Source organism: Chitinilyticum piscinae, from assembly GCF_015223195.1.
GTDB classification, from domain to species: Bacteria; Pseudomonadota; Gammaproteobacteria; order Burkholderiales; family Chitinibacteraceae; genus Chitinilyticum; species Chitinilyticum piscinae.
In genome coordinates this window covers 228470-254399 of the sequence record NZ_JADFUA010000005.1, presented here as the reverse complement: position 1 = coordinate 254399, position 25930 = coordinate 228470, and the positions used below count along the sequence as shown (strand labels likewise).

Sequence of the window (25930 nt, the reverse complement as noted above, 5' to 3'; positions counted from 1 at the left end):
TTAGAGGCGCAGCGCACGATTCAGTAAGGTGCGCTGTTCGTCCTTGAGTTCGGTGATCTGCATGAAGACCCGGAACTCGCTGATTTTTCCGGCCAGAGTCTGGGCAGTGATCCGTACCTTGCAGTCCAGATAACAGTGCGCGCTTTTGTGGTCCGGGTCGGGCATGTCGATATAGAGGCGGCATTCTTTCGCATGGATGCTGTGCGGAAAGAAGGCGATCAGCTGCTTGTCGCTCAGTTCGGCAATCCGGCCGTGCATCGGCTGAGGGTTGCCGGGAAGGATGATGGCCGCGCGCCAGTTGACCGGGCGGCTGGAAGGGGTATTGGTCGTCATTGCTTGCTGTGTCGCGGTGGCGGGCCGGACAAGTCCGGTCCGACTGGGTTACTATCTGCAGGCTGATTTTAGTGGAGATTTGCTGCCGTGTTTATCGTTGATCGTTCCGCCGCCATTTTGCGTCCCAAGCAAGCGTTTCTGGACTGGCTCAACCAGTTGCCCGGCAATGATGTGGTGCTTACGCTCGATGAAGTTCGTAGCGACTGTACTGTCGTGATGATTCCCGAAGCGCGGGAGCCGGAAGATGGTATCGCGTTTATTGACGATGTGGCTGACCGCCTGTTCGAAATGGAGCTGGCTTCCTGGGTTTCGGATGAATCCCTCTGGCCTCCCAAGCGCAGCCTGAAGCTGTTCTGGGAATGGTTCGATGTGGAAATCCATTTGGGGGTAATGGATGCGGTTTCCGACGAAATCCACAACACCCCGGCTGATCATTCCTACCACTGAGCGAGGTTCCTCATGATCCGATTGCCTGTTTCTGCTGTGCTGCTGGCGTCGTCACTGCTAGCGGCTGCGGCCGTAGCCGCCGAGGCGCCGCTCTACAATGTCGTGAATTTTGAAACCACCGTGGCGCGCGAGGTCAGCAATGACCAGGCCATGGCCACCTTGTTCGTCGAGGCCAGTGACGCCGATCCGAGCCGGCTGGCCGAGCGGATCAACCAGTCACTGACAGTGGCGCTGGGCAAGATCAAACAGACGGCACCGGTGCAATCCCGTGGGACGTCCTACAGTAGCTATCCGAATTACAACCCGAAGACTGGCAAGCCGGATGGCTGGCGCAGTCGTGGTGAAGTGCGGGTGTCGTCCAGTGACTTTACGGCACTCTCCAGGCTGATCGGCGAGCTGCAGAAGCCGCAGGCCAATGGATTGGCCTTGCAGATCGAAGCAGTAAATTATGCAGTTTCGGACGAAACGCGCCGCAAGACCGAAGACCAGCTGATCGAAGAGGGTATGCAGCAGTTCCGCCAGCGAGCGCAGTTGCTGCAGCAAAGCCTGCTGGGGCAGCGCTGGAAACTGGTAAATGTCAGCGTTAATACCGGTGGCGCGATGCCGCCGGTGCCGATGCGCATGAAGGCCATGGCGGCTCCAGCTGCCGAAGGGTTTGCGCCGCCGCCGATCGATTCGGGAGAGTCACGCCTGGCGGTACAGATCAGTGGTGCGATCCAGGTTGAGTAAGACCTGATTCGCCCATGTTGCCACCCGAGCTGGTGCTTCGCCCGTCGCGACAGGCGCGCTACTGGTGGCTGGCGGCGCATCTGCTGGCGCTGGCCAGCTTGTTGGCGGTTCCGGCAGGATGGCCGCTGACCTTGTTGCCGCTGATTGCCGTTCACGGCTTGCTGACTGCGCCGCAACGCCTGCCGCCCTATCGGCTGCGGGTTACGCAGGATGGCGTGTTGCTGGTCACGCCGGGGCGGGGTGAGGAGTGTTGCGCTGTGCTTGGCAGTAGTCTGGTGCAGCCACCCTGGCTGGTGCTGGTGCTGCAGCCGGCGCGGGGAAAACGCGTGCGTCTGGTGCTTTGGCCGGATTCGGCCAGCGCTGAGGTGTTGCGCCAGTGGCGGGTGTGGCTGCTCTGGTCGGTAGCCGGTGCTGGTGGGTATCCGCCTGTGGATCAGGGAAAATGATTGCCTGAATCGAATACCCACCAGCGTATTTAGTTGCTTGCCGGCTTGAGTACGGTGGCCTGAGCCTGAGTCATGGTTGCCGGATAGTCACGGCTGAAATGCAGGCCGCGGCTTTCCTTGCGCGCCATGGCGCAGCGCACGATCAGCTCGGCAGTCTGGACCAGATTGCGCAGTTCGATCAGATCATTGCTCACACGGAAGTGGCTGTAGAACTCGTCGATTTCGCTTTGCAGCAGTGCGATGCGGTGCTGTGCGCGCTCCAGGCGTTTGGTGGTCCGCACGATGCCGACGTAATCCCACATGAAGCGTCGCAGTTCGTCCCAATTGTGCGAAATCACGACCTCTTCGTCAGCATCACTGACGCGGCTTTCGTCCCATTCGGCCACCTCCGGCAGGGGTATTCTGGTTTGTGCGCCGATGTCGGCGGCGGCAGCCTTGGCCAGCACCATGCATTCCAGTAGCGAATTGGAGGCGAGGCGGTTGGCACCGTGCAGGCCGGTATAGGCGACTTCGCCGATGCCATACAGACTGGCCACATCGGTACGGCCAGCCATGTCGGTGACCAGTCCGCCGCAGGTGTAATGCGCGGCCGGGACCACCGGAATGCCCTGCTTGGTGATGTCGATCCCCAGTTCCAGACAGCGCTGGTAGATGGTCGGGAAGTGCTCCTTCACGAAGGCGGCAGGCTTGTAGGAGATATCCAGATACACGCAGTCGTAGCCGCCTTTCTTCATTTCGAAGTCGATGGCACGCGCGACGATGTCGCGGGGTGCCAGCTCGGCGCGTTCGTCATGTTGCGGCATGAAGCGCGTGCCGTCGGGCAGGCGCAAGATGCCGCCTTCGCCACGCACCGCTTCGGTAATCAGGAAGGATTTGGCGTGCGGGTGATACAGGCAGGTCGGATGGAACTGGATGAATTCCATGTTCGCGACCCGGCAGCCCGCGCGCCAGCCCATGGCGATGCCGTCGCCGGTCGCCACATCGGGGTTGGTGGTATAGAGATAGACCTTGCCGGCGCCGCCGGTGGCCAGCACGGTCTGTTGCGCCAGCATGGTCTCGACCCGGTCGGCTGACTTGTCATACACGTAGGCGCCGTAGCAGCGTTGGCTTTCCTCGCGGCCCAGTTTCTGGCTGGTAATCAGGTCCACCGCGATGTGGTTTTCGAGCACGGTAATGTTCGGGTGGGCGGCAACCTTGCCGGCCAGCGTGTCGATTACCGCGGCACCGGTCGCGTCCGCAGCGTGGATGATGCGCCGGTGGCTGTGGCCGCCTTCGCGCGTCAGATGATAGCCCTGGTAGCTGGTTTCGCCGTGGCTGTCGCGGGTGAAGGGAACGCCCATTTCGATCAGCCAGTCGATGGCTGCACGGGAGTTTTCGACGATGAAGCGGGTGGCTGTTTCATCGCAGATGCCCGCGCCGGCAATCTGGGTGTCGCGGATGTGTGCTTCGACGCTGTCGGCATCGTCGAGCACGGCGGCAATGCCGCCCTGTGCCCAGCCGCTGCCGCCGTCGCGCAGGGCGCGTTTGGTCACCAGTGCAACCTGGCGTGTTTCGGCCAGTTGCAGGGCCATGGTCATGCCGGCGAGGCCGGAGCCGATGATCAGGGTGTCAAAACGGTGCATCGTGCGCTCCCTTGCTGCGTGGAAGGCGGATTCTAGCAGAGGCGGTGTTGCGCTGTCCGTGCGGGGCGGGGCTTGCAAAATGAGGATGGCGGCCCTATCTGTGGAATATTGTCACTCCACACATGGTCTAGAGCCCGATCAATGGACTCTCCGATGCAAAATCCCCCGTCTGCCCGTGATGCGGATGCCCTGCTGGTCGAGCGGGCCCAGTCCGGCGATCAGCGCGCTTTCGAGTTGCTGGTGGTGAAATACCAGCGCCGCATTGCCCGGCTGCTGTCGCGCCTGATCCGTGATCCGGCGGAAATCGAGGATGTGACCCAGGAGGCCTTTATCAAGGCCTATCGCGCGCTGGCTAATTTTCGTGGCGAAAGCGCTTTCTACACCTGGCTATACCGCATTGCGCTCAATACCGCCAAGAATCACCTGCAGGCGCAGGGGCGCCGGCCCAGTCTGGTGGGTGACGTTGCCGACGAAGACGGTGAAACTTTGGATGCAGCGGCATTAGTACCGGATTACCATACGCCTGAAACGGAACTCGCCAACCGGCAGATTGTCTCTACGGTGAATGAGGCAGTATCGGATTTGCCCGAAGAATTGCGCACCGCGATCACGCTGCGCGAGATGGAAGGGCTGTCGTATGAAGAGATTGCCTCGATGATGGACTGCCCGATCGGGACGGTGCGTTCGCGCATTTTCCGGGCGCGCGAGGCAATTGCAGCGCGCTTGCGTCCGCTGCTGTCGGCAGTGGGGCGCGACAAGCGCTGGTAAGAAGGATGACGAAGATGACAAATCAGGCCACTACGAATGAACGGCTCTCCGCGCTGATGGATGGCGAACTCGACAACGCGCAGGCGCAGGCTGTGATCAGCGAGCTGTTGCAATCCGGCGAGATGCAGACAGCCTGGTACGAATGGCATATGCAGCAGGATAGCCAGCATGGCCACCCGCTGCTTTCCCCCGATTTCATGGCGGCATTCACGTCACGGCTGCATGCTGAGCCGGTGGTGGTTGCGCCACAGCGCTTGCGGCGCGCCCGTCCGGTGCGTCGCTTGCTGGTGCCGCTCACTGCGGCAGCGTCGGTCGCATTTATCGGGGTTGCGCTGTGGCAGGGGCTGTATCGCCCGCTGACCCCGGCACCTGCACCGCTGGCCGTGGTATCCGAGCCGGTGGTGACTGCCCAGGTTGACCCGGAGGCAGTGCGTGCCTATCTGTCCGCGCATCGCGAGGCCGCCAACAGTCCGCTTTCGGCCGCAGAACCTATGCAGCTGGCCTTCCAGCCCGAAGCTGCGCACTAAGACCTTTTGATGATGATCCGCAAACCTCTCGTTCTGCTCTCGCTGTTTCTGATGGCCAGTTCACTGGCTGCTGCCGAGTTGCTCACCGCGCCGGAGGCCACCCGCCTGATCGAGCGCGTCAACAAGGCCGCGCAGCAGACCTCCTTCGATGGGGTGTTCATGCACCAGCACGGGGATCTGGTCGAAAACTTCCGCATCGTGCAACTGGCCGAGCAAGGCCAGGAGATGGAGCGCTGCGAGTCCCTGGATGGTCCTGCTCGGGAGTATGTGCGTACAGGCCAGCAATACCATATGTTCCATGCGGATACCTCGCTAGCCTTGGTGCTGGATCGGGCTGCGACATCCCGTTTCTTTCCGCGGCTCACGCATCGCGTTGGCGATGTGCTGGCCAGCTACCAGTTGCGCAAGCTGGGTCGCGAGCGTGTAGCAGGGCTGGATGCGGATGTATACCAGCTTGATCCAAAGGATGCATTGCGTTATCCACACCGGCTGTGGATTCACGAAGGCAGTGGTCTCTTGCTGAAAAGCATGATGCTTGGGGCGCGACGCGAGCCGGTCGAAACCTTCAGTTTTGTGCAGTTGCGGCTGGGTAGCGGTTTTGATCGCAAACTGCTCAAGCCGGTCAATCCGGTGCATCCGGTCCAGATTGAAACCAGCGAAGGCCGCCCCCTGCAGGCCGGACTGGATTCACAGTGGCAGATTCGTGACCTGCCCTCGGGGTTCGTGTTGCAAAAGCAGGTCGTACGCACACCGCAAGGCGAGAAAGGCCGGAAAGTCCAGCAGCTGGTCTACAGTGACGGGCTGGTTACTGTCTCGGTATTTCTTGATCCGTCCGAGGTCAAGCTGGCTCCCGGCCTGGCGCGCCAAGGGGCGCTGTATCTGTACGTACGGCAGATGCCGGGCCAGACTGTGACCGTGCTTGGGGAAGTTCCCGGTGATACGGTTCGACAGTTCGCTGCTGCCTTCAATCCGCGCTAGGCATCAGCCGGTTGCATTCATCTTGCCTTAAGAGATTGTTTCTATGATCGAGACCGAAGCGCAGGTAAGCCGAGCCGATGGCGCCTATGCGTGGGTTAAAATCCGCCCGCATTCGCCCTGTGGACATTGTGATCCGGAGACCGGTTGCAAATCCGTGTCAATCAGCCGCATGTTCGGCAATGCCGCGCAGGAGTTTCGCGTGCGCAACGACGCCGGTGCGCAACCCGGTGAGCTGGTGTTTGTCGCGGTTCCGGAAGATGCCTTGCTGAAATCAGCCTTGTGGGCCTACGGTTTACCGCTGCTGCTGCTGCTGGCGGGAGCCTTGCTGGGTTCGCTGATTCATGCCGGCTGGGGGGCGTTGCTTGGCGCGGCATGTGGCCTGATCGCGGGATTTCTGGTTTTGCGCTTTCGTCGCTCGGCTGCCGAGCGTCTGGAGCCATCGATTGTCGGTGTTGCTGCTCAGGCCACGGGTGGCGGTGCCGGCTGTGCGGCCCGCTGTGGCGGGCGTTCGGATTGTGCAACCCATTGAGAGGATGACGATGCTGAAGAGTTTTCTTTCCGGACTGTTGCTGACTGGTCTGCTGGGCGCTGCGCACGCGGCACCGGCGGTGGCGCTGCCTGATTTTGCCCAGCTCGCCGAGCGGGAAGGGCGTGCAGTGGTCAATATTGCCGTCAGTGGCACACAGAAAGTCAATGCCGGGTTCGGCGATAACGATGAGATGTTTGATCTTTTCCGGCGCTTCGGGTTGCCGGTGCCGGTGCCACGTGGCAGCCAGCCGCAGGAACGGACTGTCCAGGGTATTGGCTCAGGCTTCATTATCGACAGCAGTGGCTACATTCTGACCAACGCTCATGTGATCGCCGATGCCGACGAAATCACGGTCAAGCTGACCGACAAGCGCAGTTTCAAGGCTAAGGTGGTCGGTTCTGATTCGCGTACTGATGTGGCTTTGCTCAAAGTCGAGGCCAGTGGTTTGCCGAAGGTGACGATCGGCGACCCGGCCAAGGCCCGGGTCGGTGAGTGGGTGCTCGCAATTGGTCAGCCCTTCGGCCTGGACAATACCGTTACCGCGGGCATCATCTCGGCCAAGGGGCGGGATCTGCCGAATGAGAATTTCGTGCCCTTCATCCAGACCGATGTGGCGATCAATCCGGGTAATTCCGGCGGGCCGCTATTCAATATGGCCGGAGAAGTCATCGGCATCAATTCCCAGATATTCAGCCGCTCTGGCGGATACATGGGCTTGAGTTTTGCCATTCCGATCGATGTAGCCATCAAGATCGCGGATGAGCTGAAGTCCAGCGGCAAGATCACCCGTGGCCGTATCGGCGTGGGAATTCAAGATCTGAGTGAAGATCTCGCCAAGGGATTTGGTCTGAGCAAGGAAGGCGGTGCACTGGTGACGATGGTCGAAAAGGATGGACCTGCCGACAAGGCTGGCATCAAGGTTGGCGACATCATCCTCAAGGTGAACGGGCAGGCGGTCAACCGTTCTGCGGATCTGCCGCGAGTGATTACCGCGCTCAAGCCGGGCAGCAAGGCGGTGCTGGGTATCTGGCGCGACAAGTCGGCACGCGATGTATCGCTGGTGGTGGCAGCGATGGAAGAGGCAGATGCATCCAGCCCTCGCGAATACCGGGGCAAGCAGCAAGGCGAGAGCGAGCGTTTCGGTCTGGCACTGGCAGAGTTGAATGCGCGCCAGCTGCAACAACTCGGCATCAAATTCGGCTTGCTGGTGCGTAGCGCAACCGGAGCCGCGTCCCGGGCGGGTCTGCAGCCGGGTGATGTGCTTACTGGTGTGGGCGGGCAGGAGCTGCAAAGTGCGGCCCAGTTGCGCCAGAGCCTGAGCGCACTGAAGGGCGGCGAGATGATGCCGCTGCGTGTGCTGCGTGAAGGGCGACCGTTCTTTACCTCGATTACTGCACCGGCGGCAAAATGATGCAGGTGACCCCCCGTCTGTGGCTGTACGGCCATGAGTACTGCAGTCTCTGTCATGTTATGCGCGAAGCCCTGCAGGCTTGGTCGCAGCCGCTGATGGTGGAGTGGGTCGATATCGAAGGAGAGGCCGGACTGGAGGAGCAGTTCGGCGAGCTGGTGCCCGTGCTCTGCGGCGAAAATGGGCGGCAGATCTGTCACTATCATCTTGATACACAAGCGCTGGATGCCTATCTTGCCGATTTCCGCTAGAATCGCGGCGACCGATTTTGCCCGGGGCACGCTTGGCGTGCCCTTTTCATTACGAGCCTGAACGTATCAATGGACCACATTCGCAATTTCTCCATCATTGCCCACATCGACCACGGGAAATCCACCTTGGCCGACCGTTTCATCCAGTTTTGCGGTGGTCTTGAACTGCGCGAGATGAGCGAGCAGGTGCTCGATTCGATGGATATCGAAAAAGAGCGCGGCATTACCATCAAGGCGCAGACGGCTGCGCTGCAGTACAAGGCTCGCGATGGCAAGATTTACAATCTCAACCTGATTGATACCCCGGGGCACGTCGATTTCAGCTACGAAGTCAGCCGCTCCTTGGCTGCCTGCGAAGGCGCCCTGCTGGTCGTGGATGCTTCACAGGGGGTCGAGGCCCAGACCGTTGCCAACTGCTACACCGCAATCGAGCAGGGCGTGGAAGTGCGTCCGGTTCTCAACAAAATTGATCTGCCAGCCGCCGAGCCCGAGCGAGTGGCCCAGGAAATCGAAGACATTATCGGTATTGAGGCCATTGAAGCTGTGCGCGCGTCGGCCAAGAGCGGCATCGGTATCGAAGACATTCTGGAAGAGGTGGTCAGCAAGATACCCCCTCCCAAAGGCAATCCGGACGGCCCGCTGAAAGCGCTGATCGTCGACTCATGGTTTGACAACTATGTGGGCGTGGTGATGCTGGTTCGCGTGGTGGATGGCGAATTGCGCGTAAAGGACAAGATCAAGTTCATGGCCACCAAGGCCGAATTCCTGTGCGAGCAGGTCGGGGTCTTCACCCCGAAGTCGGTCCAGCGCGATTCACTGAAAGCCGGTGAAGTGGGGTTCGTGATTGCAGGGGTTAAGGAGCTGGCCAGTGCCAAGGTTGGCGATACCATTACCACGGTCAAGAATCCGGCTGCCGAGCCGCTGCCTGGCTTCAAGGATGTCAAATCGCAGGTTTTTGCCGGCCTCTATCCGGTAGAAAGCCACGATTACGAATCACTGCGCGATAGTCTGGAAAAACTGAAGCTCAATGATGCAGCGCTGCAATACGAGCCGGAAGTTTCTCAGGCGCTGGGGTTCGGGTTCCGCTGTGGTTTTCTTGGTCTTCTGCACCTGGAGATCGTTCAGGAGCGCCTGGAGCGCGAGTTCGATATGGATCTCATCACCACGGCGCCGACCGTGGTGTATGAGCTGGTGATGAAAGATGGTTCAATCACCCAAATCGAAAATCCATCCAAGTTGCCGGACCCGAGCAAGTATGAGGAGGTGCGCGAGCCCATCATCACTGCGACGATTCTGGTGCCGCAGGATTATGTTGGCCCGGTGATGACCCTGTGTAACCAGAAGCGCGGAGCGCAGGTAAACATGCAGTACATGGGCCGGCAGGTGCTGCTGACCTACGATCTGCCGATGGCCGAGGTGGTCATGGATTTCTTTGACAAGCTGAAGTCCGTCAGCCGTGGTTATGCCTCGCTGGATTACGAATTCAAGGAATTCCGTACCGGTGACCTGGTTAAGCTGGATGTGCTGGTCAATGGCGAGCGTGTGGATGCGCTGAGCCTGATCGTGCACCGCGCAACCAGCGTTTATCGTGGCCGCGAGCTGATTTCGAAAATGCGGGAACTGATTCCGCGCCAGATGTTCGACATTGCCGTGCAGGCCGCGATCGGTAGCCAGATCATTGCCCGTGAAACGGTCAAGGCCATGCGCAAAGACGTACTGGCCAAGTGTTATGGTGGCGATATTACCCGGAAGAAAAAGCTGCTGGAAAAGCAGAAGGCCGGCAAGAAACGCATGAAGCAGGTCGGCAATGTGGAAATTCCGCAGGAAGCCTTCCTGGCGATTCTGCAGGTTTCGGATAAGTAAACGCGCAGGGGACGAGGATGAACTGGTTGTTGATCGGTGCTGTACTGCTGGTGCTGGCACCCGTACTGGTGGTAATCGGGCAGAAGCAGGAGCGCATCAAGGATGAGCCTCCGCAGATGGTGCAATACGGCTACATGTCGGGGCTGGCCGGCTTGTTCGTATTGGCCGTGCAGTACACGACGATTGCGGCCGCATTCTTGCTGTTTGTGATTCTGTTTGGCGTCATCTGGGTGCTGGACAAATTTGTACTGGCCAGAAAACGCGGCAAGGACGAGTTTGCCCCCGCTTGGGCGGAAATCGGCAGAGGCTTCTTCCCGGTGTTTCTGGTGGTTTTCCTGTTGCGGGCATTTGTGGCCGAGCCCTACCAGATTCCTTCTTCGTCGATGCGCTCTGGGCTGGTTGTCGGCGACTTCATTCTGGTTAACAAGTTTGCCTACGGTCTACGCGTGCCGGTTCTGAACAATGTCTTTATTCCGGTTGGCAAACCCGAGCATGGCGACGTCATGGTGTTTCTGTATCCGCAGAACCCCAAGGAAAACTACATCAAGCGGGTCATCGGTCTGCCCGGTGACTTGGTCGAATACCGTGACAAGCAACTCAGTATCAACGGCAAGGCGGTTCCGGTCGAGGCGGCTGGCAGCTATACCTATATTGATGAAGCCATCCGCTCTGTCGATGTATTCAAGGAAAAACTGGGCGAGCACAGCTACAGCACCTTGCGCGATCCGCGCGAGTCGGTACTGCGTCTAGCGCGAGTTGCTGATTTTCCGGGGCGTGAAGAGAATTGCCGCTATGATGAAGCGGGCTTTGCGTGTCGTGTTCCGGACGGGCATTACTTCATGATGGGTGATAATCGCGACAATAGCGCCGATAGTCGTTACTGGGGTTTCGTTCCGGAGGCTAATATCGTCGGCAAGGCTTCGTTGATCTGGCTCAATCTCAAAGAGCTGGCGCGAATCGGCAAATCGATAGACTAGGGTGACTTTCATGCTGAAAAAACAATCCGGCATTTCCTTTGTGGGCTTCATCATCATCGCGATTTTCGTTGCCTTGGCAGCGGTACTGGCATTCAAGGTTGTTCCTGCCTACCTCGAATTTTTCACCATCAAGAAAGCCATCAATTCGGTGGCACGTGATGGGGTCGGCAAAGCGCCTGACGAAATTCGTGGTTCATTTGCGCGCCATGCCGAAATCGAATACATCAAGGCGGTGAACCCGCAGGATCTGGTGATCAACAATTCCGGTGGTGCTCTGGTGGTATCGGTCAGTTACGAGCAGGTTGTTCCGGTTGTTGCCAATGTAAGTTTGCTGTTCAGCTTCGAAGCGAGTTCCAAAGCCAAGGGCGAATGATTTTTCACTGTCTGGATAAATAGATTGGCTGTTTTTTTACCTGCCGAGCGTCTGGAAAAGGCGCTCGGTTATGTTTTTTCTGAGCCGGCATTACTCAAGCAGGCGCTGACGCATCGCAGTCATTCGGCGGTGCATAACGAGCGGCTGGAGTTTGTGGGGGACGGCATACTCAATGCACTGGTTGCCAGAGCGTTATTTTCGTTTTTCCCTGACCTCCCAGAAGGAGATCTTTCGCGGATCCGTGCCCGGCTGGTCTGTCAGGAGGGTTTGGCGGAAATTGCGTTTGCTTTGAAACTTGGCGAATTTATCCGCCTTGGTGAGGGCGAGCTAAAAAGTGGCGGATTTCGCCGACCATCCATCCTGGCGGATGCGCTCGAAGCCGTGCTCGGGGCGATCTGGCTTGATGGCGGCTTGCAGGCGCTGGAGCCTGTGATAGCAAAGCTCTTCATGCCCAGAATCGCGGCGATTGATCCGGCAACGGCGGGTAAAGATCCCAAGACAGCGCTGCAGGAGTGGCTGCAAGCCCGCAAGCAGGATCTGCCACAGTATGTCTTGCTTGCCATGACGGGCGAGTCACCCGAGCAACTGTTCGAAGTCAGTTGTTCGATTCCGAAGCTCAGGGTGATCACGATAGGCAAATCGACGAGTAAACGCGCTGCCGAGCAGCAGGCGGCAGGCAATGCCCTGCAGCAGTTGCGCGAAACTTTTCCAGGCAAAAAGCTGGTGATGAAATGACTGAGAATGTAGTTGTACCCCCCGACTATCGCTGTGGTTTTGTCGCGATTGTGGGACGACCGAATGTTGGCAAATCAACGCTGCTGAATCACCTGATCGGCATGAAGCTGAGTATCACCTCGCGCAAGGCCCAGACGACGCGGCACCGCATTACCGGCGTGCTGACCACAGACTCCGCGCAGTTTGTCTTTGTGGATACCCCCGGTTTTCAGCGCCGCTACCGCAATGCACTCAATCAGGCAATGAACCGCAATGTTACCTCCACACTTGCAGATGTGGATGCAATTCTCTTTGTCGTGGAGGCAGGGCGTTTCAGTGCCGAGGATGAAGCGGTACTGCAATTGTTGCCCCAGGGCATTCCGGTTGTTCTGGTGATCAACAAGATCGATACCCTGGCCGACAAAGCCGCATTGTTGCCATTTATCGAGCGGCTTGCCGCGCTGCGTGATTTTTCCGCAATCGTGCCTCTATCGGCACTGCGTGGGTTGAAGCTGGATATTTTGCAGCAGGCGGTCGAGCCTTTGCTGCCTCAGTCAGAGCCATTCTATGCCGAAGATCAGGTGACTGATCGCAACGAGCGCTTCCTTGCCGCAGAAATCGTACGGGAGAAAATTTTCCGTACTCTGGGTGATGAATTGCCCTATGCCATGACGGTCGAAATTGAAAAATTCGACGAAGAGCAAACCGCCAGGGGCCAGGAATTGCGGCGGATCTTTGCTGCAGTGTGGGTTGACCGCGATAGCCAGAAGGCCATCCTGATCGGCAAAAATGGCGAAAAGCTCAAGCGTATTGCCACTGAGGCGCGCAAGGACATGGAGCAGTTGTTCGATGCCAAGGTCTACCTTGAGGTATGGGTCAAGGTGAAGACTGGCTGGGCTGACGATACCCGGTTATTGCGTCAGTTCGGATTTGAATGATCTGAAATGAAAGCCCGCGGCGCGCCCCGGATCAACCAGCAGCCGGCCTTTATCCTTCATCAATACCCCTATCGCGAAACCAGCCGGCTGCTCGATGTATTTTCCCGCGACCATGGTCGTGTCATGCTGGTTGCGCGTGGCGTACAGCGACCAGGGTCCCAATTGCGCAGCGTGCTGCTCGCACAACAGCCTTTGCTACTCGATTGGTTTGGCGCGGGCGAGGTCAAGACCCTGCATGCCGCGGCGTGGCAGCCGGGTATGGCGCAACTGGCGGGACGTGGACTGCTATGCGGCCTGTATGCGACCGAATTGATCCAGCGGAGCATGACCCGGGAGGTGGCACACCCCGAGGTTTTTGCTGCCTATTATCGTTTGCTGCTGGAGCTGTCCAGAATTCCGCATGACAAACCGCTGATGCTGGAAGCAGCCCTGCGTCGTTTCGAGCGCGCGTTGCTCGAGTCCTGCGGTTTCGGTATCGAGTGGGGGCAGACTTCGGCGGGCGAGCCGGTGCTTGTTCACAAGCGCTATGCCTTCAGTCTTGAGCGTGGTGTTCATGAGACACTCGCTGACGGCGCGGGCGGGGCAGTTTTGCTGGGCTTTTCTCGGGAGCAGGCGCTGGACGAAAGGCAGATGCATGAACTGAAGGGCTTTATGCGCGACGTGCTGGCTGCGGTTTTGCTGGATGACTCGCCCTTGCAAACACGACTGATGATGCGAGATCTGCTTGCCATCGCCGATGATGCCTCGGGTTTCGGAGCCGGCAGGCTGGTAAAAGGGACTCCTTGACGCTATCCTGAATCAAGTTGAAGGACTTGTCTCAGCCAGAGGAGGTGTCGCATGATTACTGTTACGCATGAACAAGGCTCTGTGCTTGCGACCGTGCTGGGTGAATTTACGGTACAGGATTTTCGTCAGTTTGAAGAGGAAGTTCTGTATGACATTCGACAGCAGGGGCGAGCAAAGCTGCTGCTTGATCTCTCGGATATGGTTACATACACGATCGATATGGCTCTGGAAGAAGTGCGATTCCTGCAGGCCCACCGCCAGCAATTCGAGAAGGTCGCGATTGTATCGTCCGACCAGTGGGTGACCTGGTCGGTATGGCTAAACCGGATGATTGCGGAATCAGAGATCGAAGTCTTCGAGGAATTGCAGCCCGCGATGGACTGGCTGGCCGAATAGAATGATCCAACATTGCTGCATTAAGGTTCTGAACCATGCTTGATCGACTGTCCTCCCTGTTTGCCAAGGAGAAAACACCGCTTGCTTCCTTGAAAGCGCTGCATCCATGGTTAAAGAAAATCGAACTGCTGGATCCGTCCTCCCGGTGTGGCAAAGTCCACGATGTGGTCAGCGACTTTCTGGTTACATCGGGGGCTACCAGCAAGGATGCCCTTGATGCCCTGATGGAGCTGGATGATTTTGCGCAGGAAGCCTACGAGGCGCTTTGTTATCAGTACATCAGCAATCCCCGCATGCCCAAGGAGCTCGAACAGAAACTCTGGAAAGAGATTGTTCATTACGCACGGGACATGGCGGAGATTTATCAGCGCTTCATCCAGGCAGATTTCGGCGAGGCACTCAGTGCACAGCTTGAACCGGTAATGCCGGTGATCTGGGCTCGCAGTCTTCACTATCTGGGCATTGAAGCCAAATGGCATTACTTCCGCTTTGAAAAGGCGCCGACCAAGCTCTGGACCCTGGCGCATCAGCTGTATCGGCTATCGGAAATTTCAGGTGCTGATAGCAATCCGTTCAAGCTGTACCAGACGACCAGTGTGCATGTCACATCGTGTGCTGACGAATATCTGCAACTTCTGCTGCTCAATTCCGTTGCCAATAACAATCTGACGGTCCGGCAACTGCACACCGTGGATCTGTGGCTGGAGCAATGGTCGAAGTTGTTGCAGCTGGCCCGTAAGTACCAGGCTGATGTGCATCATCTGTGTGTCAATCTGCAAGATCCAAGTGGCCTGCAGAAGATATCCGCGACCGAGGGCGTGGAAACCCTGCGCTATCTCAGCCTGCATGAACTGACACATGGTGTGGCGGAAATTATCCAGAAGCTGGAGGCGGGCACCTCGCCGGCTTCGCTGGGGCTTGGTCCTGATGCCCGCGGGCCCGGCACTCTGGAATTGCTCAAGCACCTGGAAGTATTCTGGACCATGCATATGCGCAATAGCCAGATCCAGCGCAGTGAGCGGGTCAAGGTGTCCAAATCGGCGGATGTGCTATACGGACTTGACAAGGTTTGCCGGCATGTCCGCGCTGACAATGAGAAATACAGTCGCCAGCCGGCAGAGACCAAGAGCCAGGTCGATTACGACGAGATCATGGACATGCGTCTTTATGGCTTTGTGTCGACGCGAACCCGCAACCGCCCTGCCAGCGGCATGGCGGCTGCCGCTGCGCCGCAGACCTTGCAGAGCAAGCTGCCGGAGTGGTCGACGTGGCTGGTCGAAAATGAAAGCGATGGCGGGTTTGGCGCCCATCTGCGCTTGTCGGAATGCGAGTGGATCCGGCCGGGTCTGCTGCTGGGGGTCCGCTTCGATACCGATGCCAACTGGCAGATCGGCATTGTGCGGCGCCTGCAACGCACCAGCGATGATGAAGTCTATGCAGGGGTTCAGCGCTTGAGCAGTACCCCGGTAGCGGTCAGCCTGTATTCCGATACCCTGGATCGGCTTGAACACATTACCGTTGATGAGATCGGCTACACCGGCCACATCGATCTGAAGAATGTCCGTACCGCGATGTATATCCCGCACCAGATCGATGGTGCCAATGTGAATACCCTGTTGATGCATTCGGCAGATTACGCCGCCGAGCGTATCTACAAGGTGCAGGCGCGTGACAAGGTCTTTTCGGTCAGTTTGGGATCCCTGCTGGAAAAGGGCACCGACTGGATCTGGGTCTCCGTCAACGTTCTGCGCCAGGAAAGTTGAGCAGGATTTGACAAAAAAGCCGGGGTATCTGCCCCGGCTTTTTGATTTTGCTGGTCTTTATGCCAATACCCTGGTCAGGAATTGTCCGATTAGCTGGATTTCCGGCAGGCATACCGAATGCTGGATCGGCCAGGTGTGCCAGCTCGCCGGATTGCCGAAGCCTTTTACCGTTTCGTAGGCCTGCAGACCCAGTTGCACCGGGACGACCGGATCGTGGCTGCCATGGCAGGCCATGACGGGGGTAGTGGCGTTGGCCTCGCGAGTACCGGCATTGTCCAGCAGTTCTGGCGCAGGCAGATAGGTCGACAGTGCCACGATCCCGGCCAGCTTTTCGCTATGTAGCAGGCCGGCGGTATAGGCAATGGCCCCCCCTTGTGAGAAACCTGCCAGCACGATCTGGCTGCTGGGAATGCCGCGGGCATTTTCTGCGGCAATCAGTGCCGCAATGGCATCCAGTGTGGCCTTGACCCCCGTGACATCGGCGTGACGCTTGATGTCCTCGAAATACAGGATGTCATACCAAGCGCGCATCACATAGCCGTTATTGCAGCTCACTGGCTGGTAGGGGGCATGGGGGAAGAGAAAGCGGACAGGCAGATTCTCCGGCAAACCCAGTTCGGGAACGACCGGCGCGAAATCGTTGCCGTCGGCGCCCAGTCCGTGCAACCAGATCACCGTATGCCGGGGATTGCTACCGGTCTCGATTTCCACGCAGGGCAATAATTCGGGGGTACTCATGGAGCGTCCTTCAGATTAATGGTGAACCAGCCATCCTGGTGCGTCAGCGCAAGCTGCGCGAAGGAAGCAATACAGGGGTGAGGGAGGCCGGCTGGTGTATGGTGGTGCTGCATTACAATCACCGGCATGCCGGCTGCGCAAGCAGAAGCAATGCCGCTGGCGGCATCCTCGAAGGCCAGACACTCGGAAGCGGCAACGCCGCAGCTAGCTGCGCCGGCCAGATAGGGGGCAGGATCGGGCTTGCCGGCGCTCACTTCATCCGCACCGATCAGACGTGCAGGCAGTGGCAGGCCGGCGTATTGCAGCTTGGCCCGGGCAAGGTCTGCTGGAGCCGAGGTGACTACGGCCCAGTTCAGTCCGGCAAGTTGCGCCAGAAAGTCGGCTGCGCCGGGCATAGCCATGGTGCCATCGAGTGTTCTGGCCTCCTCGGCGAGCAGTTGCCGGACTTCCTGTTCGGCATCCAGATGCGGCGCGACGATGCGGATGGTCTCGACACCCCGCCGGCCGTGGACTTCACGCAGTACTGCCGCCGGGTCAAGCTGATGCCGCAAGGCCCAGTGCGTCCAGAGTCCTTCGATGCAGGGCGTGGAGTCGACCAGCGTGCCATCCATATCGAACAGCAGCGCACGGATCTGCCAGCTGTGCTTATTCGTCAGCATCGAAGTCATCATCATCGCTGCGCAGAACCCCGGGGATTGGCGGCTCGGGGTTGAACTGCTTGAGCAGCTTGAACAGCTCGCGATACGCCTTCATCGGCAGGGGCTTGGGTGTGCCAAGGCTGGCTTTTTCTTTCTGGGCATTGCGGATCAGCTGGCGCAATTGCTGGACATCCAGATCCGGATGTTCGCCGATCAGGGCTTCCAGCGCCTTCGGATCGTTCAGCAAGCGATCACGCTGGCGCTCCAGCCCGTGCAACCACGCGTTGTGGGTGTCGGACACGCCCGCGAGCTTGTCCAGCAGTGCATGGATGGGGGCCGGGTCCACCTGACGCATCAGTTTGCCGATGAATTGCTTGTGACGCGCGATGGCGCCATGCGCCTTGAGGCGTTTGGCTTCCAGCAGTGCTTCGAACAGTTTGTCGGGCAGGTTGAGTGATTCCAGCTGTTTGCGATCCAGCGGGATCAGTTTTTCGCCCAGCGCCTGCAGCTCCTCGCTCTCGCGTTTGAGCTGGCTCTTGCTCGCCGGTTCGATGTCGTCGTCGTGTTCAAATTGCTGATTCATGGCGGAATGGGCTGACAAAAGAGTTATGATAGCAAATTTGCTCCGGGCTACTTTGCCCATCGCCTCACAAGGGAAATCCGCAGCGTGTCCGAATTCAGTTATACCCAGCAGCAATTGCATGATCTCGCCCAACTCGTGCTGGCCGAAGCGCACCAGCAGGGCGCCAGTGCCTGTGATGTCGAAATCTCCGAAGGTTGCGGGCTCAACGTGTCCGTGCGCATGGGTGAAGTGGAAACGCTGGAATACAACCGTGACAAGGGGGTTGGCGTATCGGTTTATCTGGGGCAGCAGCGCGGCCACGCCAGTACCTCGGATTTTTCCGCGATAGCCTTGCGCGATACAGTGGCAGCAGCACTGGCGATTGCCCGTCATACGGCGGCTGACCCGTTTGCCGGGCTGGCGGATCCCGCACTGTTTGCCCGCAATTTTGCCGACTATGACCTGTACCATCCGGAAACACTGCCGGTTGAGGCCGCCATTGCCGCCGCGCAGGCGTGTGAAGCCGCCGCACGGGCGGTTGATCCGCGCATCTGCAATTCGGAAGGCGGCAGCGTCAGTGCCAATGCCGCCAACTGGGTCTACGCCAATTCGCTGGGCTTTGCCGGCGGCGGCATGAATACGCGCTACAGCCTGTCCGCCGCCGTGATCGCCGGGGATGGCGTCGGGATGCAGCGGGATTACTGGTATGACGTGGCTCGCGCCCGGGCCGATCTCGGCTCGCCCGAGTGGGTGGGCCGGCGTGCCGGTGAACGCACGGTGCGCCGACTGGGCGCACGACGGGTGAAAACCGGCCAGTATCCGGTATTGTTCGAGGCGCCCCTGGCCGGCTCGCTGATTGGCCAGTGGGTCAGCGCGGTCAGTGGCAGCAGTCTGTACCGCAAGGCAAGCTTCCTGCTCGACAGTCTGGAAACACAGGTTTTTGCACCCTGTGTTTCCATCATCGAAGACCCGTTCCTGCCGCGCGGCATGGCAAGCGGCGCCTTTGACAGCGAAGGGGTGGCCACGCGCCGGCGCAATGTGGTCGAAGCAGGTATCCTGAAAGGGTATTTCCTGGGTAGCTATTCTGCCCGCAAGCTCGGAATGCAGACCACGGGCAACGCCGGTGGTGCCCACAACCTGATTGTTCCGGCCACGCACAAGGCCGATGCGCTGCTGCGCGAGCTTGGCACAGGCCTGTATGTGACCGAACTGCTGGGGCATGGCATCAATCTGGTTACCGGCGATTATTCGCGAGGTGCGGCCGGGTTCTGGGTGGAGAATGGCCAGATCCAGTATCCGGTCGAGGAGATCACCATTGCCGGCAATTTGCGCGACATGTTCCGCCAGATCGTCGCCATTGGTGATGATGTACTGCCCGGCAGTTCGCGCCGGGTGGGTTCGGTCTTGATCGAGAGCATGACGGTGGCAGGCGCTTGATGGGTATAGCCCTGCAGGCTATGTTTGTTCGGTTTTCTGGCTTGCTAGGGTGGTGGGTATGAATTTGCTGACGCAGCCGCACTATTGGGAGCGCGCCTGTGACGAGCTGGCTGCTGCCGATCCGGTGCTGGCGACGCTGATCGCAGCCTATCCGGGCTTTACCCTGCAAAGTCGGGACGATGCACTGCAGACACTGGCGCGCTCGATTGTTGGCCAGCAGATATCGGTGAAGGCTGCCGATGCCGTCTGGGGGCGTTTCTACGGCCTGCTTGGGGGCATCGATAGCGGGCGGATTCTGGCGCAAAGCCCCGAAGCATTGCGTGGCTGCGGGTTGTCCGCCCGCAAGGTTGAATACCTGCGCGATCTGGCCAGCCATCATCAGGCTGGGCGGCTGAATCCGGACGACTGGGCTGACTGGGATGACGAGGCGGTCATCGTTGAGCTGACCAGCATCCGCGGCATCGGGCGCTGGAGTGCAGAGATGTTCCTGATCTTCTACCTGCTCCGCCCGGATGTACTGCCGCTGGATGACATCGGCCTGTTGCGTGCTGTCGCACTGCATTATCACGACGGTGAACGCCTGGCGCGCAAAACCGTGCGAGAACTGGCCATGCGCTGGGCGCCATGGCGCACGGTAGCCACCTGGTATCTGTGGCGCAGCCTTGATCCCGTACCGGTCGAGTACTGAGCGGATCAGGAGCCTTTGCGCCCGCCGTGACGCAGTTGCAATTGCTGGAGCTCACCGCTGCTGCGAAGTGCCTCGAAAGCTTTTTCAAAGCGCGCAAATAATGCGGGATCGACTTTGCTGTTAAAGGCGAAATAGCACCCACCGCCTTTCTGGAGTATGTGCGCCACTTCCATCTCCTGTGCCGGCAGGCCCAGCTGGCGAGCGAGATGACCATGCGGCAGAAACATGCCGGCGTTCAGATCAGTGCGCCCGGCAAACAGCATGCGCAGCACCGCTTCCTCATCACTGACCAAGGTGAGATTGCGTGCTGGAAACTGCTTTTCCTGCAGTAGCTGGCTGGCGGCGGCACCTCGAACGGCACCGACCAGATAATTGCGCGCATCCTCAAGTTTGCCGATTTGCAGGTCTTTGCGGCTGCGCAGCTTGATCAGTACCACGTCGCAATCGTCGTAGGGGCCAACCCAGCGATATTGCGCCTCGCGTGCCGGTGTGCGAACGGTGGTATACAGCAGGCTGTTGGGGCTGCTGGCTGTCATTTGCACCGCGCGGGGCCAGGGCAGGCTGCTGCGTTCGATGCTCAGCCCGCTGCGTGCCATGACGCGATCCAGAATGTCATTGGCCAGCCCTGCCGGCGCCCCCTTGTCGAGATAATTGAAGGGCGGGAATTCTTCCGTATAGCCCTGCAGATCCGCAGCCGCAGCCAGCGCCGAGCAGAGGACGAGAGGTGCAAGCCAGTGGCGCATGCCGTTTTTCCGTAAACGATTGCTTGCAGCTTCGCTACTTTGGACCGGAAAAGCAAGCAGGCTCCTTGTGGGGAGCCTGCTGTACGGGCCTTGACTCACAAAGCCGTTACAGGGTCTTCAGTTTGCCCTGGAAGTCTGTGATGCGGTCATAGCCCTTGGCCGTCATGATGGCTTGCAGTTCCTCCAGCAGGCGCGGGAAGATCAGCGGACCTTCTTCGAACAGTTGCGTGCCGACTTGTACCAGTGCCGCGCCGGCCAGCAGGTGCAGGAAGACCTGTTCGCCGCTGCGCACGCCGCCGCAGCCGATGATCTTTTTGTCCGGGCAGCGCCGGAAGAAGGCATTCACATTGGCCAGCGCTGTCGGAAGTACAAAATCCCCGCCAATACCGCCAAACCCATCCTTGGGGCGGATGACCACGGTTTCGCTGACGGGATCGATTACCAGCCCGTTGCCGATCGAATTGATGCAGGTGACAAAGGCAATCTGCGGATAGGCATTCAGAATCGCGGCGGCTTCGTCGAAATGCGCGATATCGAAGTAGGGCGGGAGCTTTACGCCAAACGGACGATCATAGGCATCGGCAATTTCGTGGATGAAGGTATCCATCGCTTCGAAGTCGTAACCCACCTGCGCCTTGCCGGGAACATTCGGGCAGGAGAGATTCAGCTCCATGATGACCGGTGTGACCGCCTCGCGCAGCTCGGCAACCATGGTGAGATTGTCATCGAGTGTGAGGCCGGCCAGGGACATGAACAGCGGCTTGCGCTCATAGTCGTGGCAGCGGGCGTAATTCAGATAGTACGGAAAGCCTTCGTTGGGCAAACCCATCGAGTTGATGCTGCCCCAAGGCGTGGCACGGTAGCGCGGCTCGGGATTCCCGTCACGCTGTGCAAGCGTGCAGCTTTTGGTCACCATGGCACCGGCTGCGCATTCCGCCAGTGCTTCCAGCTGCGAAGCAACGCTACACCAGACTCCGGACGCATTCATCAGCGGATTGGCAAGCGGCAGGTCTAGAAATTCGGTGCGTAAATCGGGCATGGCAAGCTCCCTCTCGGCCGTGATTGGTGTGTTGGCCATCTTATGAAATTGGTGTCACAGCTGCCGTGAGCCCCGTCAAGAAACCCCGCCTTAATCGCCTGCTTCGGTCCGGGGTGGTTGACGCAGATGGGCACTCAGCGCCTGCATGGTGGTTACCCAATTCACCGTAACTGAATTGCCCAGGCTTTGAAAGACCCGCGCAAGCAGTTGCCGCTGCGGATTGCTCAGGCTTTGTTCAAGATCAATTCCGGTTGGGGTGAGGGTCAGGCAGCGGGCGCGCCGGTCATGCCCGGCTGGTTTGCTGACGATCAGGCCCGCCTGGCTCAGTTGTTTCATTGGACCGTGCAGCGCCTGCTTGCTCACGCCGAGGATACCGAGCAGTGCCTGCTGGGTGATGCCGGGATAGCGGGCCACGAAATAGAGGATACGATGATGCACGCGCCCCCATTCGTACTGCGCGAGCATGGCATCCGGCTCGGCGGTGATGGCGCGCTGGGCATAGAAAATCAGCTCCAATGCCTGGTCAAGCTCGGTCTGTGATGGGTTTTGGTCAATCATGTTGACTTAATTGGGCGTTGTGGTGTTATATTGGTCAATATTGTTGACCAATTAATCCGAGGTAGCAAGTATGCTGGCAACCCGCATCGACCGATTGACCTCTTCGCTGGTGCGCGACATTCTCGCCGCTGCTGCGAGCCCCGACGTGATCTCCTTTGCCGGTGGCCTGCCGGCCACGGAGGCACTGTATCAGCCGGAGCTTGCGGCACTGGATCCGGCGATGGTGGCGCAGGCCTTGCAATACGGGCCATCGGAAGGCGAGCCGGCGCTGCGCGAGCAGGTTGCCGGCCAGCTGCGTGCGCAAGGACTGCCCTGCAGCGCTGAGCAGGTCCTGATTCTGAATGGCTCGCAGCAAGGCATCGACCTGCTGGCCAAGCTGCTGATCGAACCTGGCCGTTCCGTGCTGCTCGAGTCCCCGACCTATCTGGCGGCGCTGCAGGCCTTTCGCTTGTTTGGTGCCGAGCTGCATGGCTTGGAGCAGGGGATGGGTATTGATGCTGATTCGGCAATGGATAAGGCCTTGGGCCATAATCCCTGCATGGTATATCTGAATCCGACCTTTCAGAATCCAACCGGACACTGCCTGTCTGCCGCAGAACGGCAGCGTTGGGCCGCAAAGCTGGACCGCAGCGGGACGGTGGTGTTCGAAGATGATCCCTATCGCGATCTGGCGTACGACGCCCCCGCGCCCGCTCCGCTGGTTGCGCATCTGAAGCAGACGCCTTGGGTATATCAGGGCTCGTTTTCCAAGATACTGGCACCCGGTTTGCGGCTGGGCTATCTGGTGGCGCACCGGGAGCTGTTTCCGCATCTGCTGCGCCTGAAGCAGGCTGCCGATCTGCATAGCAACCGCCTGTCGCAATTGCTGGTGCTTGAGGCGCTGCAGCAGGGCAGGCTGCAGCGGCATCTGGCACGCATCCTGCCGTTGTACCGTGCACGCCGGGATGCCATGGCGGCAAGCCTGTCGCGGCATCTAGCGGGGCTCGCCAGCTGGATGCTACCGCAAGGTGGCCTGTTTTTCTGGCTGGAATTGCAGCGTCCGTGTGACACGCTGGCGCTGATGCGCGATTTGCTCGAATGCGATCGCGTGGCCGTCATGCCCGGCTCTGCCTTCTTTGCCGCGCCGGCAGGAAGCAGCTATCTGCGGCTGAATTTCAGTCACGCGGATGCCGGCCGCATCGATACCGGCTTGGCTCTGCTCGCAAAGCGGTTGCACCAGGCCGGCTGATTGCCGGCAGGTCGCCCGGTGCTGTTGTGGTCAGTCGGTGAAGGCGACCCTAGGCGCGTGCAAGGCTAGCTGTGCCAGCAGGCCTTGCACACACCGGGGAGGAGCGGCTGCGCCAGCGCATATTCAGGCGGCGGTGCTCTCCTGCGCAGCCCGCTCCATCAGGATGCACTGGATGGCATCCTGCATGCTTTTGGCCTTGAAGACGATAAAGGCGCTGGGCTGGCTGATCTGTAGCCGCGAAAGCCCGTGTGCCAGCCGCATCAGGTCCGGGGTGGACATCTCATGAAGCCAGTCGTGCGGGGTACTGCCGAACAGTGGGGCGTGCATGGGGTTCTCCTTGGTCTGAAGCCAGGTTGGGTGCCTGCGTTACTGCACGATACTGCATCCTAAAGAAGGCTGGCCGTAAGACAGACAAAAGGTAAAACCCCATGGATATAAGGGCTTAACGCGCAATGCTTTGCGTGTGCAGCGACTGGGCCCGCCTGAGGTGCTGGTCACTCAGCCCGATGCGCGTGCCGCAGGTGCAGGGCAGGATGCTGTCCGGCGTCAGCGTTTTCAGGTGGTGGGTGATTTCATGCCCGCATTCCGGGCATTCGACCACCAGTGTGGCATTGAGGTGCTTATCGATATTCACATCGATATTCAAACCGCTCATCTTCGGGCTCCTTGCATCGGGATGGCGCTGCGGGTAGGTGCAGCAGGTTTGAGCCTAGACCGGCCCTTTCCGTCCTGCCACGGTGCGAAATTGCCATCCGTCTGTTTCTCCCGATCTGGATCAAGCCCGCTGCAGTTTGCCTGCGACCACCCTTGACCCCGCCTGCTGCCGCGCCGGACAATCTGCGGCAAGACTCGGGGTGCCGCCGGTCGGAAATCACTGGTGGCTGAGATGACACCCGCATACCTGATCCGGATCATACCGGCGGAGGGAAGTCATGGCGCTAGCCGGACTTTGCTGCCGGCCACGCAGAGGCGCGCCATGACAATTACACATACTCCCGTTACCTATCAGCAGCTGGCAGGCGAATTGCAGCGCTTGCGTGACAATACCCCCCTCGTGCATGTGATGACCAACGAGGTGGTACAGGAATTCACTGCCAATGTGCTGCTCGCCATCGGCGCGGCCCCCGCCATGATCGTCGCCGAGGAAGAAGCCGGCGAATTCGCCGCCATCGCCTCCGCCCTCCTGATCAACGTCGGCACCCTCTATCCGGCGCGCTTGGCCGCGATGAAGATTGCGGCTGCTGCTGCGCAGAAGGCTGGCACGCCCTGGGTGCTCGACCCGGTGGCGGTTGGCGTGCTCTCCTACCGCTCGGATGCCGCGCGCGAGCTGCTGGCATTCAAGCCAGCCGCCATTCGCGGCAATGCCTCGGAAATTCTGGCGCTGGCCGGGCTGGCTGCCGGTGGACGTGGCGTCGACAGCACGGCGTCATCGCAAAGCGCCGTGAAGGCCGCCAAACAGCTGGCGCGGGATACCGGTGCGATTGTCGCGGTAACCGGCGAAACCGATTACATCACGGATGGTGAGCGCGTGCTGGCCACCCTCTGGGGGCATGTGCGGATGACCCGGGTGGTCGGCACTGGTTGTGCGCTGTCGGCAGTGGTGGCCGCCTTCCTGGCCGACGCGCCGGATCGCCTGCTGGCGGTGGCTGCCGCCTGCGGCATCTTGGGCGTATGTGGCGAGCGGGCCTTCGATTGTTCGGAAGGCACTGGCTCGTTCAAGATGTCCTTCCTCGATGCGCTGACGGTGATTGCGCCGGCACAGTTGCGCACCGCCGAGGACAATGCCTGATGCCTTCACAACGTGAACTGAATCCGATTGATCTGTCGTTGTATCTGGTGCTCGACCCCGAGCTGTGCGGCGGTCTGGCCGGCATGGTCAGCACCACCGAGCAAGCCGTCGCCGGCGGCGTGACGGTGGTGCAGCTGCGTGCGCCGCAGTGGAAAAAGCGCGACTGGCTGCTGTGCGCGCGCGAACTGAAAGCGGTCTTGGCGGGCAGCGGCGTGCCGCTGATCATCAACGATCACGTCGACATCGCGCTGGCGGTGGATGCCGACGGCGTGCACGTCGGCCAGAGCGATATTCCCGCCGACGTGGTGCGCGCTTTGATCGGCCCGGACAAGATTCTGGGGCTCTCGACCAATAATCTGGCACACCAGCAGGGGGTATCGGCTGCTATCGTAGACTATATCGGCGTCGGGCCGGTATACCCGACGGGCACCAAGAAAGACGCAGCGCCTTCGCTGGGGCTGGATGAGTTCGCGCGCCTGATGCAGAGCAAGCCACTGCCGGCGGTGGCGATTGGCGGCATTAAGGCCGGCCTGTGCGCACCAGTGATCGCGGCTGGCGCCGATGGTGTGGCGGTGGTGTCGGCAATTTGCGGGCAGGGTGATGTGCGGGGCGCGGCAACGGGATTGCTGGCGGAGATTGTGGCGGGCAGTTGTGTTGCTTGA

At 59.6% G+C, this 25930-nt stretch carries 32 protein-coding genes and 1 riboswitch; of the genes, 22 read left to right on the top strand and 10 right to left on the bottom strand.

Annotated features, from left to right (window positions below; genetic code table 11):
* Positions 1–333, bottom strand: coding sequence for a hypothetical protein (locus tag INR99_RS10750; protein ID WP_194116346.1), 333 nt, complete (start codon positions 331–333; stop codon positions 1–3).
* Positions 334–420: 87 nt separating this feature from the next.
* Between INR99_RS10750 and INR99_RS10745 the strand changes: the two genes are divergently transcribed.
* The 3 genes from INR99_RS10745 to INR99_RS10735 are packed head-to-tail and all read left to right on the top strand — an operon-like array spanning position 421 to position 1955.
* Positions 421–780, top strand: coding sequence for a hypothetical protein (locus INR99_RS10745; protein ID WP_194116345.1), 360 nt, complete (start codon positions 421–423; stop codon positions 778–780).
* Positions 781–792: 12 nt separating this feature from the next.
* Positions 793–1509 carry an SIMPL domain-containing protein gene (locus INR99_RS10740; protein ID WP_194116344.1) on the top strand — a complete coding sequence of 239 codons (717 nt, stop codon included), beginning with the start codon at positions 793–795 and terminating at the stop codon, positions 1507–1509.
* A 14-nt stretch (positions 1510–1523) separates the two neighbouring features.
* A complete protein-coding gene (locus tag INR99_RS10735; protein WP_194116343.1) occupies positions 1524–1955 on the top strand; it encodes a protein YgfX in 432 nt (143 codons plus the stop codon).
* Between the two features lie 29 nt (positions 1956–1984).
* Here INR99_RS10735 and nadB read toward each other — a convergent pair whose 3' ends face one another.
* On the bottom strand, positions 1985–3577 hold the full coding sequence (nadB, locus tag INR99_RS10730) for an L-aspartate oxidase (RefSeq protein ID WP_194116342.1): 1593 nt from the start codon (positions 3575–3577) through the stop codon (positions 1985–1987).
* Positions 3578–3730: 153 nt separating this feature from the next.
* Here nadB and rpoE point away from each other — a divergent pair, with 153 nt between their 5' ends.
* From rpoE to INR99_RS10660, 14 genes are all read left to right on the top strand, one after another.
* Positions 3731–4345: an RNA polymerase sigma factor RpoE gene (gene rpoE, locus INR99_RS10725; protein ID WP_194116341.1), complete on the top strand. Its 615-nt coding sequence runs from the start codon at positions 3731–3733 to the stop codon at positions 4343–4345.
* Positions 4346–4350: 5 nt separating this feature from the next.
* The gene (locus INR99_RS10720) at positions 4351–4872 is read left to right on the top strand and encodes a sigma-E factor negative regulatory protein (protein ID WP_194116340.1); all 522 of its coding nucleotides are present in this window, start codon (positions 4351–4353) and stop codon (positions 4870–4872) included.
* A 12-nt stretch (positions 4873–4884) separates the two neighbouring features.
* On the top strand, positions 4885–5850 hold the full coding sequence (locus INR99_RS10715) for a MucB/RseB C-terminal domain-containing protein (RefSeq protein WP_228098207.1): 966 nt from the start codon (positions 4885–4887) through the stop codon (positions 5848–5850).
* 43 nt (positions 5851–5893) lie between these two features.
* A complete protein-coding gene (locus tag INR99_RS10710; protein WP_194116338.1) occupies positions 5894–6379 on the top strand; it encodes a SoxR reducing system RseC family protein in 486 nt (161 codons plus the stop codon).
* Positions 6380–6389: 10 nt separating this feature from the next.
* On the top strand, positions 6390–7790 hold the full coding sequence (locus INR99_RS10705; protein WP_228098206.1) for a DegQ family serine endoprotease: 1401 nt from the start codon (positions 6390–6392) through the stop codon (positions 7788–7790).
* Positions 7790–8038, top strand: a complete 249-nt coding sequence (locus INR99_RS10700) for a glutaredoxin family protein (RefSeq protein ID WP_228098201.1) — start codon at positions 7790–7792, stop codon at positions 8036–8038. The genes INR99_RS10705 and INR99_RS10700 overlap by 1 nt, the downstream gene beginning before the upstream one ends.
* A 69-nt stretch (positions 8039–8107) precedes the next feature.
* Positions 8108–9901: a translation elongation factor 4 gene (gene lepA / locus INR99_RS10695; protein ID WP_194116335.1), complete on the top strand. Its 1794-nt coding sequence runs from the start codon at positions 8108–8110 to the stop codon at positions 9899–9901.
* A 17-nt stretch (positions 9902–9918) separates the two neighbouring features.
* On the top strand, positions 9919–10878 hold the full coding sequence (lepB, locus tag INR99_RS10690; protein WP_194116334.1) for a signal peptidase I: 960 nt from the start codon (positions 9919–9921) through the stop codon (positions 10876–10878).
* A gap of 10 nt (positions 10879–10888) precedes the next feature.
* Complete coding sequence (locus tag INR99_RS10685) at positions 10889–11251, top strand: DUF4845 domain-containing protein (RefSeq protein WP_194116333.1); 363 nt, start codon at positions 10889–10891, stop codon at positions 11249–11251.
* 24 nt (positions 11252–11275) lie between these two features.
* Positions 11276–11986 (top strand): ribonuclease III, encoded by a 711-nt coding sequence (gene rnc / locus INR99_RS10680; protein WP_194116332.1) that lies wholly within the window; start codon positions 11276–11278, stop codon positions 11984–11986.
* Entirely contained in the window at positions 11983–12903 is a 921-nt protein-coding gene (gene era, locus INR99_RS10675; protein WP_194116331.1) for a GTPase Era, read from the top strand. Before rnc ends, era begins: the two co-directional genes overlap by 4 nt.
* Positions 12904–12909: 6 nt before the next feature.
* On the top strand, positions 12910–13689 hold the full coding sequence (gene recO / locus INR99_RS10670) for a DNA repair protein RecO (protein WP_194116330.1): 780 nt from the start codon (positions 12910–12912) through the stop codon (positions 13687–13689).
* A 51-nt stretch (positions 13690–13740) separates the two neighbouring features.
* Positions 13741–14085 carry a SpoIIAA family protein gene (locus INR99_RS10665; protein WP_194116329.1) on the top strand — a complete coding sequence of 115 codons (345 nt, stop codon included), beginning with the start codon at positions 13741–13743 and terminating at the stop codon, positions 14083–14085.
* A 35-nt stretch (positions 14086–14120) separates the two neighbouring features.
* Positions 14121–15848 carry a cyclic-di-GMP receptor FimW-related protein gene (locus INR99_RS10660; protein WP_194116328.1) on the top strand — a complete coding sequence of 576 codons (1728 nt, stop codon included), beginning with the start codon at positions 14121–14123 and terminating at the stop codon, positions 15846–15848.
* Between the two features lie 57 nt (positions 15849–15905).
* Here the strand turns inward: INR99_RS10660 and INR99_RS10655 are convergent, their stop codons facing one another.
* From INR99_RS10655 to yjgA, 3 genes are read right to left on the bottom strand one after another with little or no spacing between them, the layout of a single operon-like run.
* Positions 15906–16586 (bottom strand): alpha/beta hydrolase, encoded by a 681-nt coding sequence (locus INR99_RS10655; protein WP_194116327.1) that lies wholly within the window; start codon positions 16584–16586, stop codon positions 15906–15908.
* Positions 16583–17245, bottom strand: coding sequence for an HAD-IA family hydrolase (locus INR99_RS10650; protein WP_194116326.1), 663 nt, complete (start codon positions 17243–17245; stop codon positions 16583–16585). The genes INR99_RS10655 and INR99_RS10650 overlap by 4 nt, the downstream gene beginning before the upstream one ends.
* Positions 17232–17807 (bottom strand): ribosome biogenesis factor YjgA, encoded by a 576-nt coding sequence (gene yjgA / locus INR99_RS10645; RefSeq protein WP_194116325.1) that lies wholly within the window; start codon positions 17805–17807, stop codon positions 17232–17234. Before yjgA ends, INR99_RS10650 begins: the two co-directional genes overlap by 14 nt.
* Positions 17808–17891: 84 nt before the next feature.
* Here yjgA and pmbA point away from each other — a divergent pair, with 84 nt between their 5' ends.
* Positions 17892–19223 carry a metalloprotease PmbA gene (gene pmbA / locus INR99_RS10640; RefSeq protein ID WP_194116324.1) on the top strand — a complete coding sequence of 444 codons (1332 nt, stop codon included), beginning with the start codon at positions 17892–17894 and terminating at the stop codon, positions 19221–19223.
* Positions 19224–19281: 58 nt separating this feature from the next.
* Complete coding sequence (locus INR99_RS10635) at positions 19282–19911, top strand: DNA-3-methyladenine glycosylase family protein (protein ID WP_194116323.1); 630 nt, start codon at positions 19282–19284, stop codon at positions 19909–19911.
* Between the two features lie 5 nt (positions 19912–19916).
* Here INR99_RS10635 and INR99_RS10630 read toward each other — a convergent pair whose 3' ends face one another.
* The 3 genes from INR99_RS10630 to INR99_RS10620 form a co-directional block, all read right to left on the bottom strand.
* On the bottom strand, positions 19917–20654 hold the full coding sequence (locus tag INR99_RS10630) for a substrate-binding periplasmic protein (RefSeq protein WP_194116322.1): 738 nt from the start codon (positions 20652–20654) through the stop codon (positions 19917–19919).
* A 106-nt stretch (positions 20655–20760) separates the two neighbouring features.
* Entirely contained in the window at positions 20761–21693 is a 933-nt protein-coding gene (locus INR99_RS10625; RefSeq protein ID WP_194116321.1) for a dihydroorotate oxidase, read from the bottom strand.
* Between the two features lie 90 nt (positions 21694–21783).
* On the bottom strand, positions 21784–22251 hold the full coding sequence (locus INR99_RS10620; RefSeq protein ID WP_194116320.1) for a MarR family winged helix-turn-helix transcriptional regulator: 468 nt from the start codon (positions 22249–22251) through the stop codon (positions 21784–21786).
* 70 nt (positions 22252–22321) lie between these two features.
* On the opposite strand from INR99_RS10620, the gene INR99_RS10615 reads away from it, so the two are divergent.
* Positions 22322–23479, top strand: a complete 1158-nt coding sequence (locus INR99_RS10615) for an aminotransferase-like domain-containing protein (protein WP_194116319.1) — start codon at positions 22322–22324, stop codon at positions 23477–23479.
* 123 nt (positions 23480–23602) lie between these two features.
* On the opposite strand, the gene INR99_RS10610 is transcribed toward INR99_RS10615, so the two are convergent.
* Complete coding sequence (locus INR99_RS10610) at positions 23603–23806, bottom strand: hypothetical protein (RefSeq protein WP_194116318.1); 204 nt, start codon at positions 23804–23806, stop codon at positions 23603–23605.
* Positions 23807–23921: 115 nt separating this feature from the next.
* Positions 23922–24134 (bottom strand): hypothetical protein, encoded by a 213-nt coding sequence (locus INR99_RS10605; protein WP_194116317.1) that lies wholly within the window; start codon positions 24132–24134, stop codon positions 23922–23924.
* Between the two features lie 185 nt (positions 24135–24319).
* Positions 24320–24424: riboswitch (TPP riboswitch) on the top strand.
* A 31-nt stretch (positions 24425–24455) separates the two neighbouring features.
* On the opposite strand from INR99_RS10605, the gene thiM reads away from it, so the two are divergent.
* Complete coding sequence (gene thiM, locus INR99_RS10600) at positions 24456–25268, top strand: hydroxyethylthiazole kinase (protein WP_194116316.1); 813 nt, start codon at positions 24456–24458, stop codon at positions 25266–25268.
* Positions 25268–25930 carry a thiamine phosphate synthase gene (thiE, locus tag INR99_RS10595; RefSeq protein WP_194116315.1) on the top strand — a complete coding sequence of 221 codons (663 nt, stop codon included), beginning with the start codon at positions 25268–25270 and terminating at the stop codon, positions 25928–25930. The genes thiM and thiE overlap by 1 nt, the downstream gene beginning before the upstream one ends.

Excerpts from the sequence above, each read along its gene's own strand:
- INR99_RS10750 (WP_194116346.1), bottom strand. The coding sequence starts at position 333 with ATGACGACCAATACCCCTTCCAGCCGCCCGGTCAACTGGCGCGCGGCC.
- INR99_RS10740 (WP_194116344.1), top strand. The coding sequence starts at position 793 with ATGATCCGATTGCCTGTTTCTGCTGTGCTGCTGGCGTCGTCACTGCTA.
- INR99_RS10735 (WP_194116343.1), top strand. The coding sequence starts at position 1,524 with ATGTTGCCACCCGAGCTGGTGCTTCGCCCGTCGCGACAGGCGCGCTAC.
- nadB (WP_194116342.1), bottom strand. The coding sequence starts at position 3,577 with ATGCACCGTTTTGACACCCTGATCATCGGCTCCGGCCTCGCCGGCATG.
- rpoE (WP_194116341.1), top strand. The coding sequence starts at position 3,731 with ATGCAAAATCCCCCGTCTGCCCGTGATGCGGATGCCCTGCTGGTCGAG.
- INR99_RS10720 (WP_194116340.1), top strand. The coding sequence starts at position 4,351 with ATGACGAAGATGACAAATCAGGCCACTACGAATGAACGGCTCTCCGCG.
- INR99_RS10715 (WP_228098207.1), top strand. The coding sequence starts at position 4,885 with ATGATCCGCAAACCTCTCGTTCTGCTCTCGCTGTTTCTGATGGCCAGT.
- INR99_RS10710 (WP_194116338.1), top strand. The coding sequence starts at position 5,894 with ATGATCGAGACCGAAGCGCAGGTAAGCCGAGCCGATGGCGCCTATGCG.
- INR99_RS10705 (WP_228098206.1), top strand. The coding sequence starts at position 6,390 with ATGCTGAAGAGTTTTCTTTCCGGACTGTTGCTGACTGGTCTGCTGGGC.
- INR99_RS10700 (WP_228098201.1), top strand. The coding sequence starts at position 7,790 with ATGCAGGTGACCCCCCGTCTGTGGCTGTACGGCCATGAGTACTGCAGT.
- lepA (WP_194116335.1), top strand. The coding sequence starts at position 8,108 with ATGGACCACATTCGCAATTTCTCCATCATTGCCCACATCGACCACGGG.
- lepB (WP_194116334.1), top strand. The coding sequence starts at position 9,919 with ATGAACTGGTTGTTGATCGGTGCTGTACTGCTGGTGCTGGCACCCGTA.
- INR99_RS10685 (WP_194116333.1), top strand. The coding sequence starts at position 10,889 with ATGCTGAAAAAACAATCCGGCATTTCCTTTGTGGGCTTCATCATCATC.
- era (WP_194116331.1), top strand. The coding sequence starts at position 11,983 with ATGACTGAGAATGTAGTTGTACCCCCCGACTATCGCTGTGGTTTTGTC.
- recO (WP_194116330.1), top strand. The coding sequence starts at position 12,910 with ATGAAAGCCCGCGGCGCGCCCCGGATCAACCAGCAGCCGGCCTTTATC.
- INR99_RS10665 (WP_194116329.1), top strand. The coding sequence starts at position 13,741 with ATGATTACTGTTACGCATGAACAAGGCTCTGTGCTTGCGACCGTGCTG.
- INR99_RS10660 (WP_194116328.1), top strand. The coding sequence starts at position 14,121 with ATGCTTGATCGACTGTCCTCCCTGTTTGCCAAGGAGAAAACACCGCTT.
- INR99_RS10655 (WP_194116327.1), bottom strand. The coding sequence starts at position 16,586 with ATGAGTACCCCCGAATTATTGCCCTGCGTGGAAATCGAGACCGGTAGC.
- INR99_RS10650 (WP_194116326.1), bottom strand. The coding sequence starts at position 17,245 with ATGCTGACGAATAAGCACAGCTGGCAGATCCGTGCGCTGCTGTTCGAT.
- yjgA (WP_194116325.1), bottom strand. The coding sequence starts at position 17,807 with ATGAATCAGCAATTTGAACACGACGACGACATCGAACCGGCGAGCAAG.
- INR99_RS10635 (WP_194116323.1), top strand. The coding sequence starts at position 19,282 with ATGAATTTGCTGACGCAGCCGCACTATTGGGAGCGCGCCTGTGACGAG.
- INR99_RS10630 (WP_194116322.1), bottom strand. The coding sequence starts at position 20,654 with ATGCGCCACTGGCTTGCACCTCTCGTCCTCTGCTCGGCGCTGGCTGCG.
- INR99_RS10625 (WP_194116321.1), bottom strand. The coding sequence starts at position 21,693 with ATGCCCGATTTACGCACCGAATTTCTAGACCTGCCGCTTGCCAATCCG.
- INR99_RS10620 (WP_194116320.1), bottom strand. The coding sequence starts at position 22,251 with ATGATTGACCAAAACCCATCACAGACCGAGCTTGACCAGGCATTGGAG.
- INR99_RS10615 (WP_194116319.1), top strand. The coding sequence starts at position 22,322 with ATGCTGGCAACCCGCATCGACCGATTGACCTCTTCGCTGGTGCGCGAC.
- INR99_RS10610 (WP_194116318.1), bottom strand. The coding sequence starts at position 23,806 with ATGCACGCCCCACTGTTCGGCAGTACCCCGCACGACTGGCTTCATGAG.
- INR99_RS10605 (WP_194116317.1), bottom strand. The coding sequence starts at position 24,134 with ATGAGCGGTTTGAATATCGATGTGAATATCGATAAGCACCTCAATGCC.
- thiM (WP_194116316.1), top strand. The coding sequence starts at position 24,456 with ATGACAATTACACATACTCCCGTTACCTATCAGCAGCTGGCAGGCGAA.
- thiE (WP_194116315.1), top strand. The coding sequence starts at position 25,268 with ATGCCTTCACAACGTGAACTGAATCCGATTGATCTGTCGTTGTATCTG.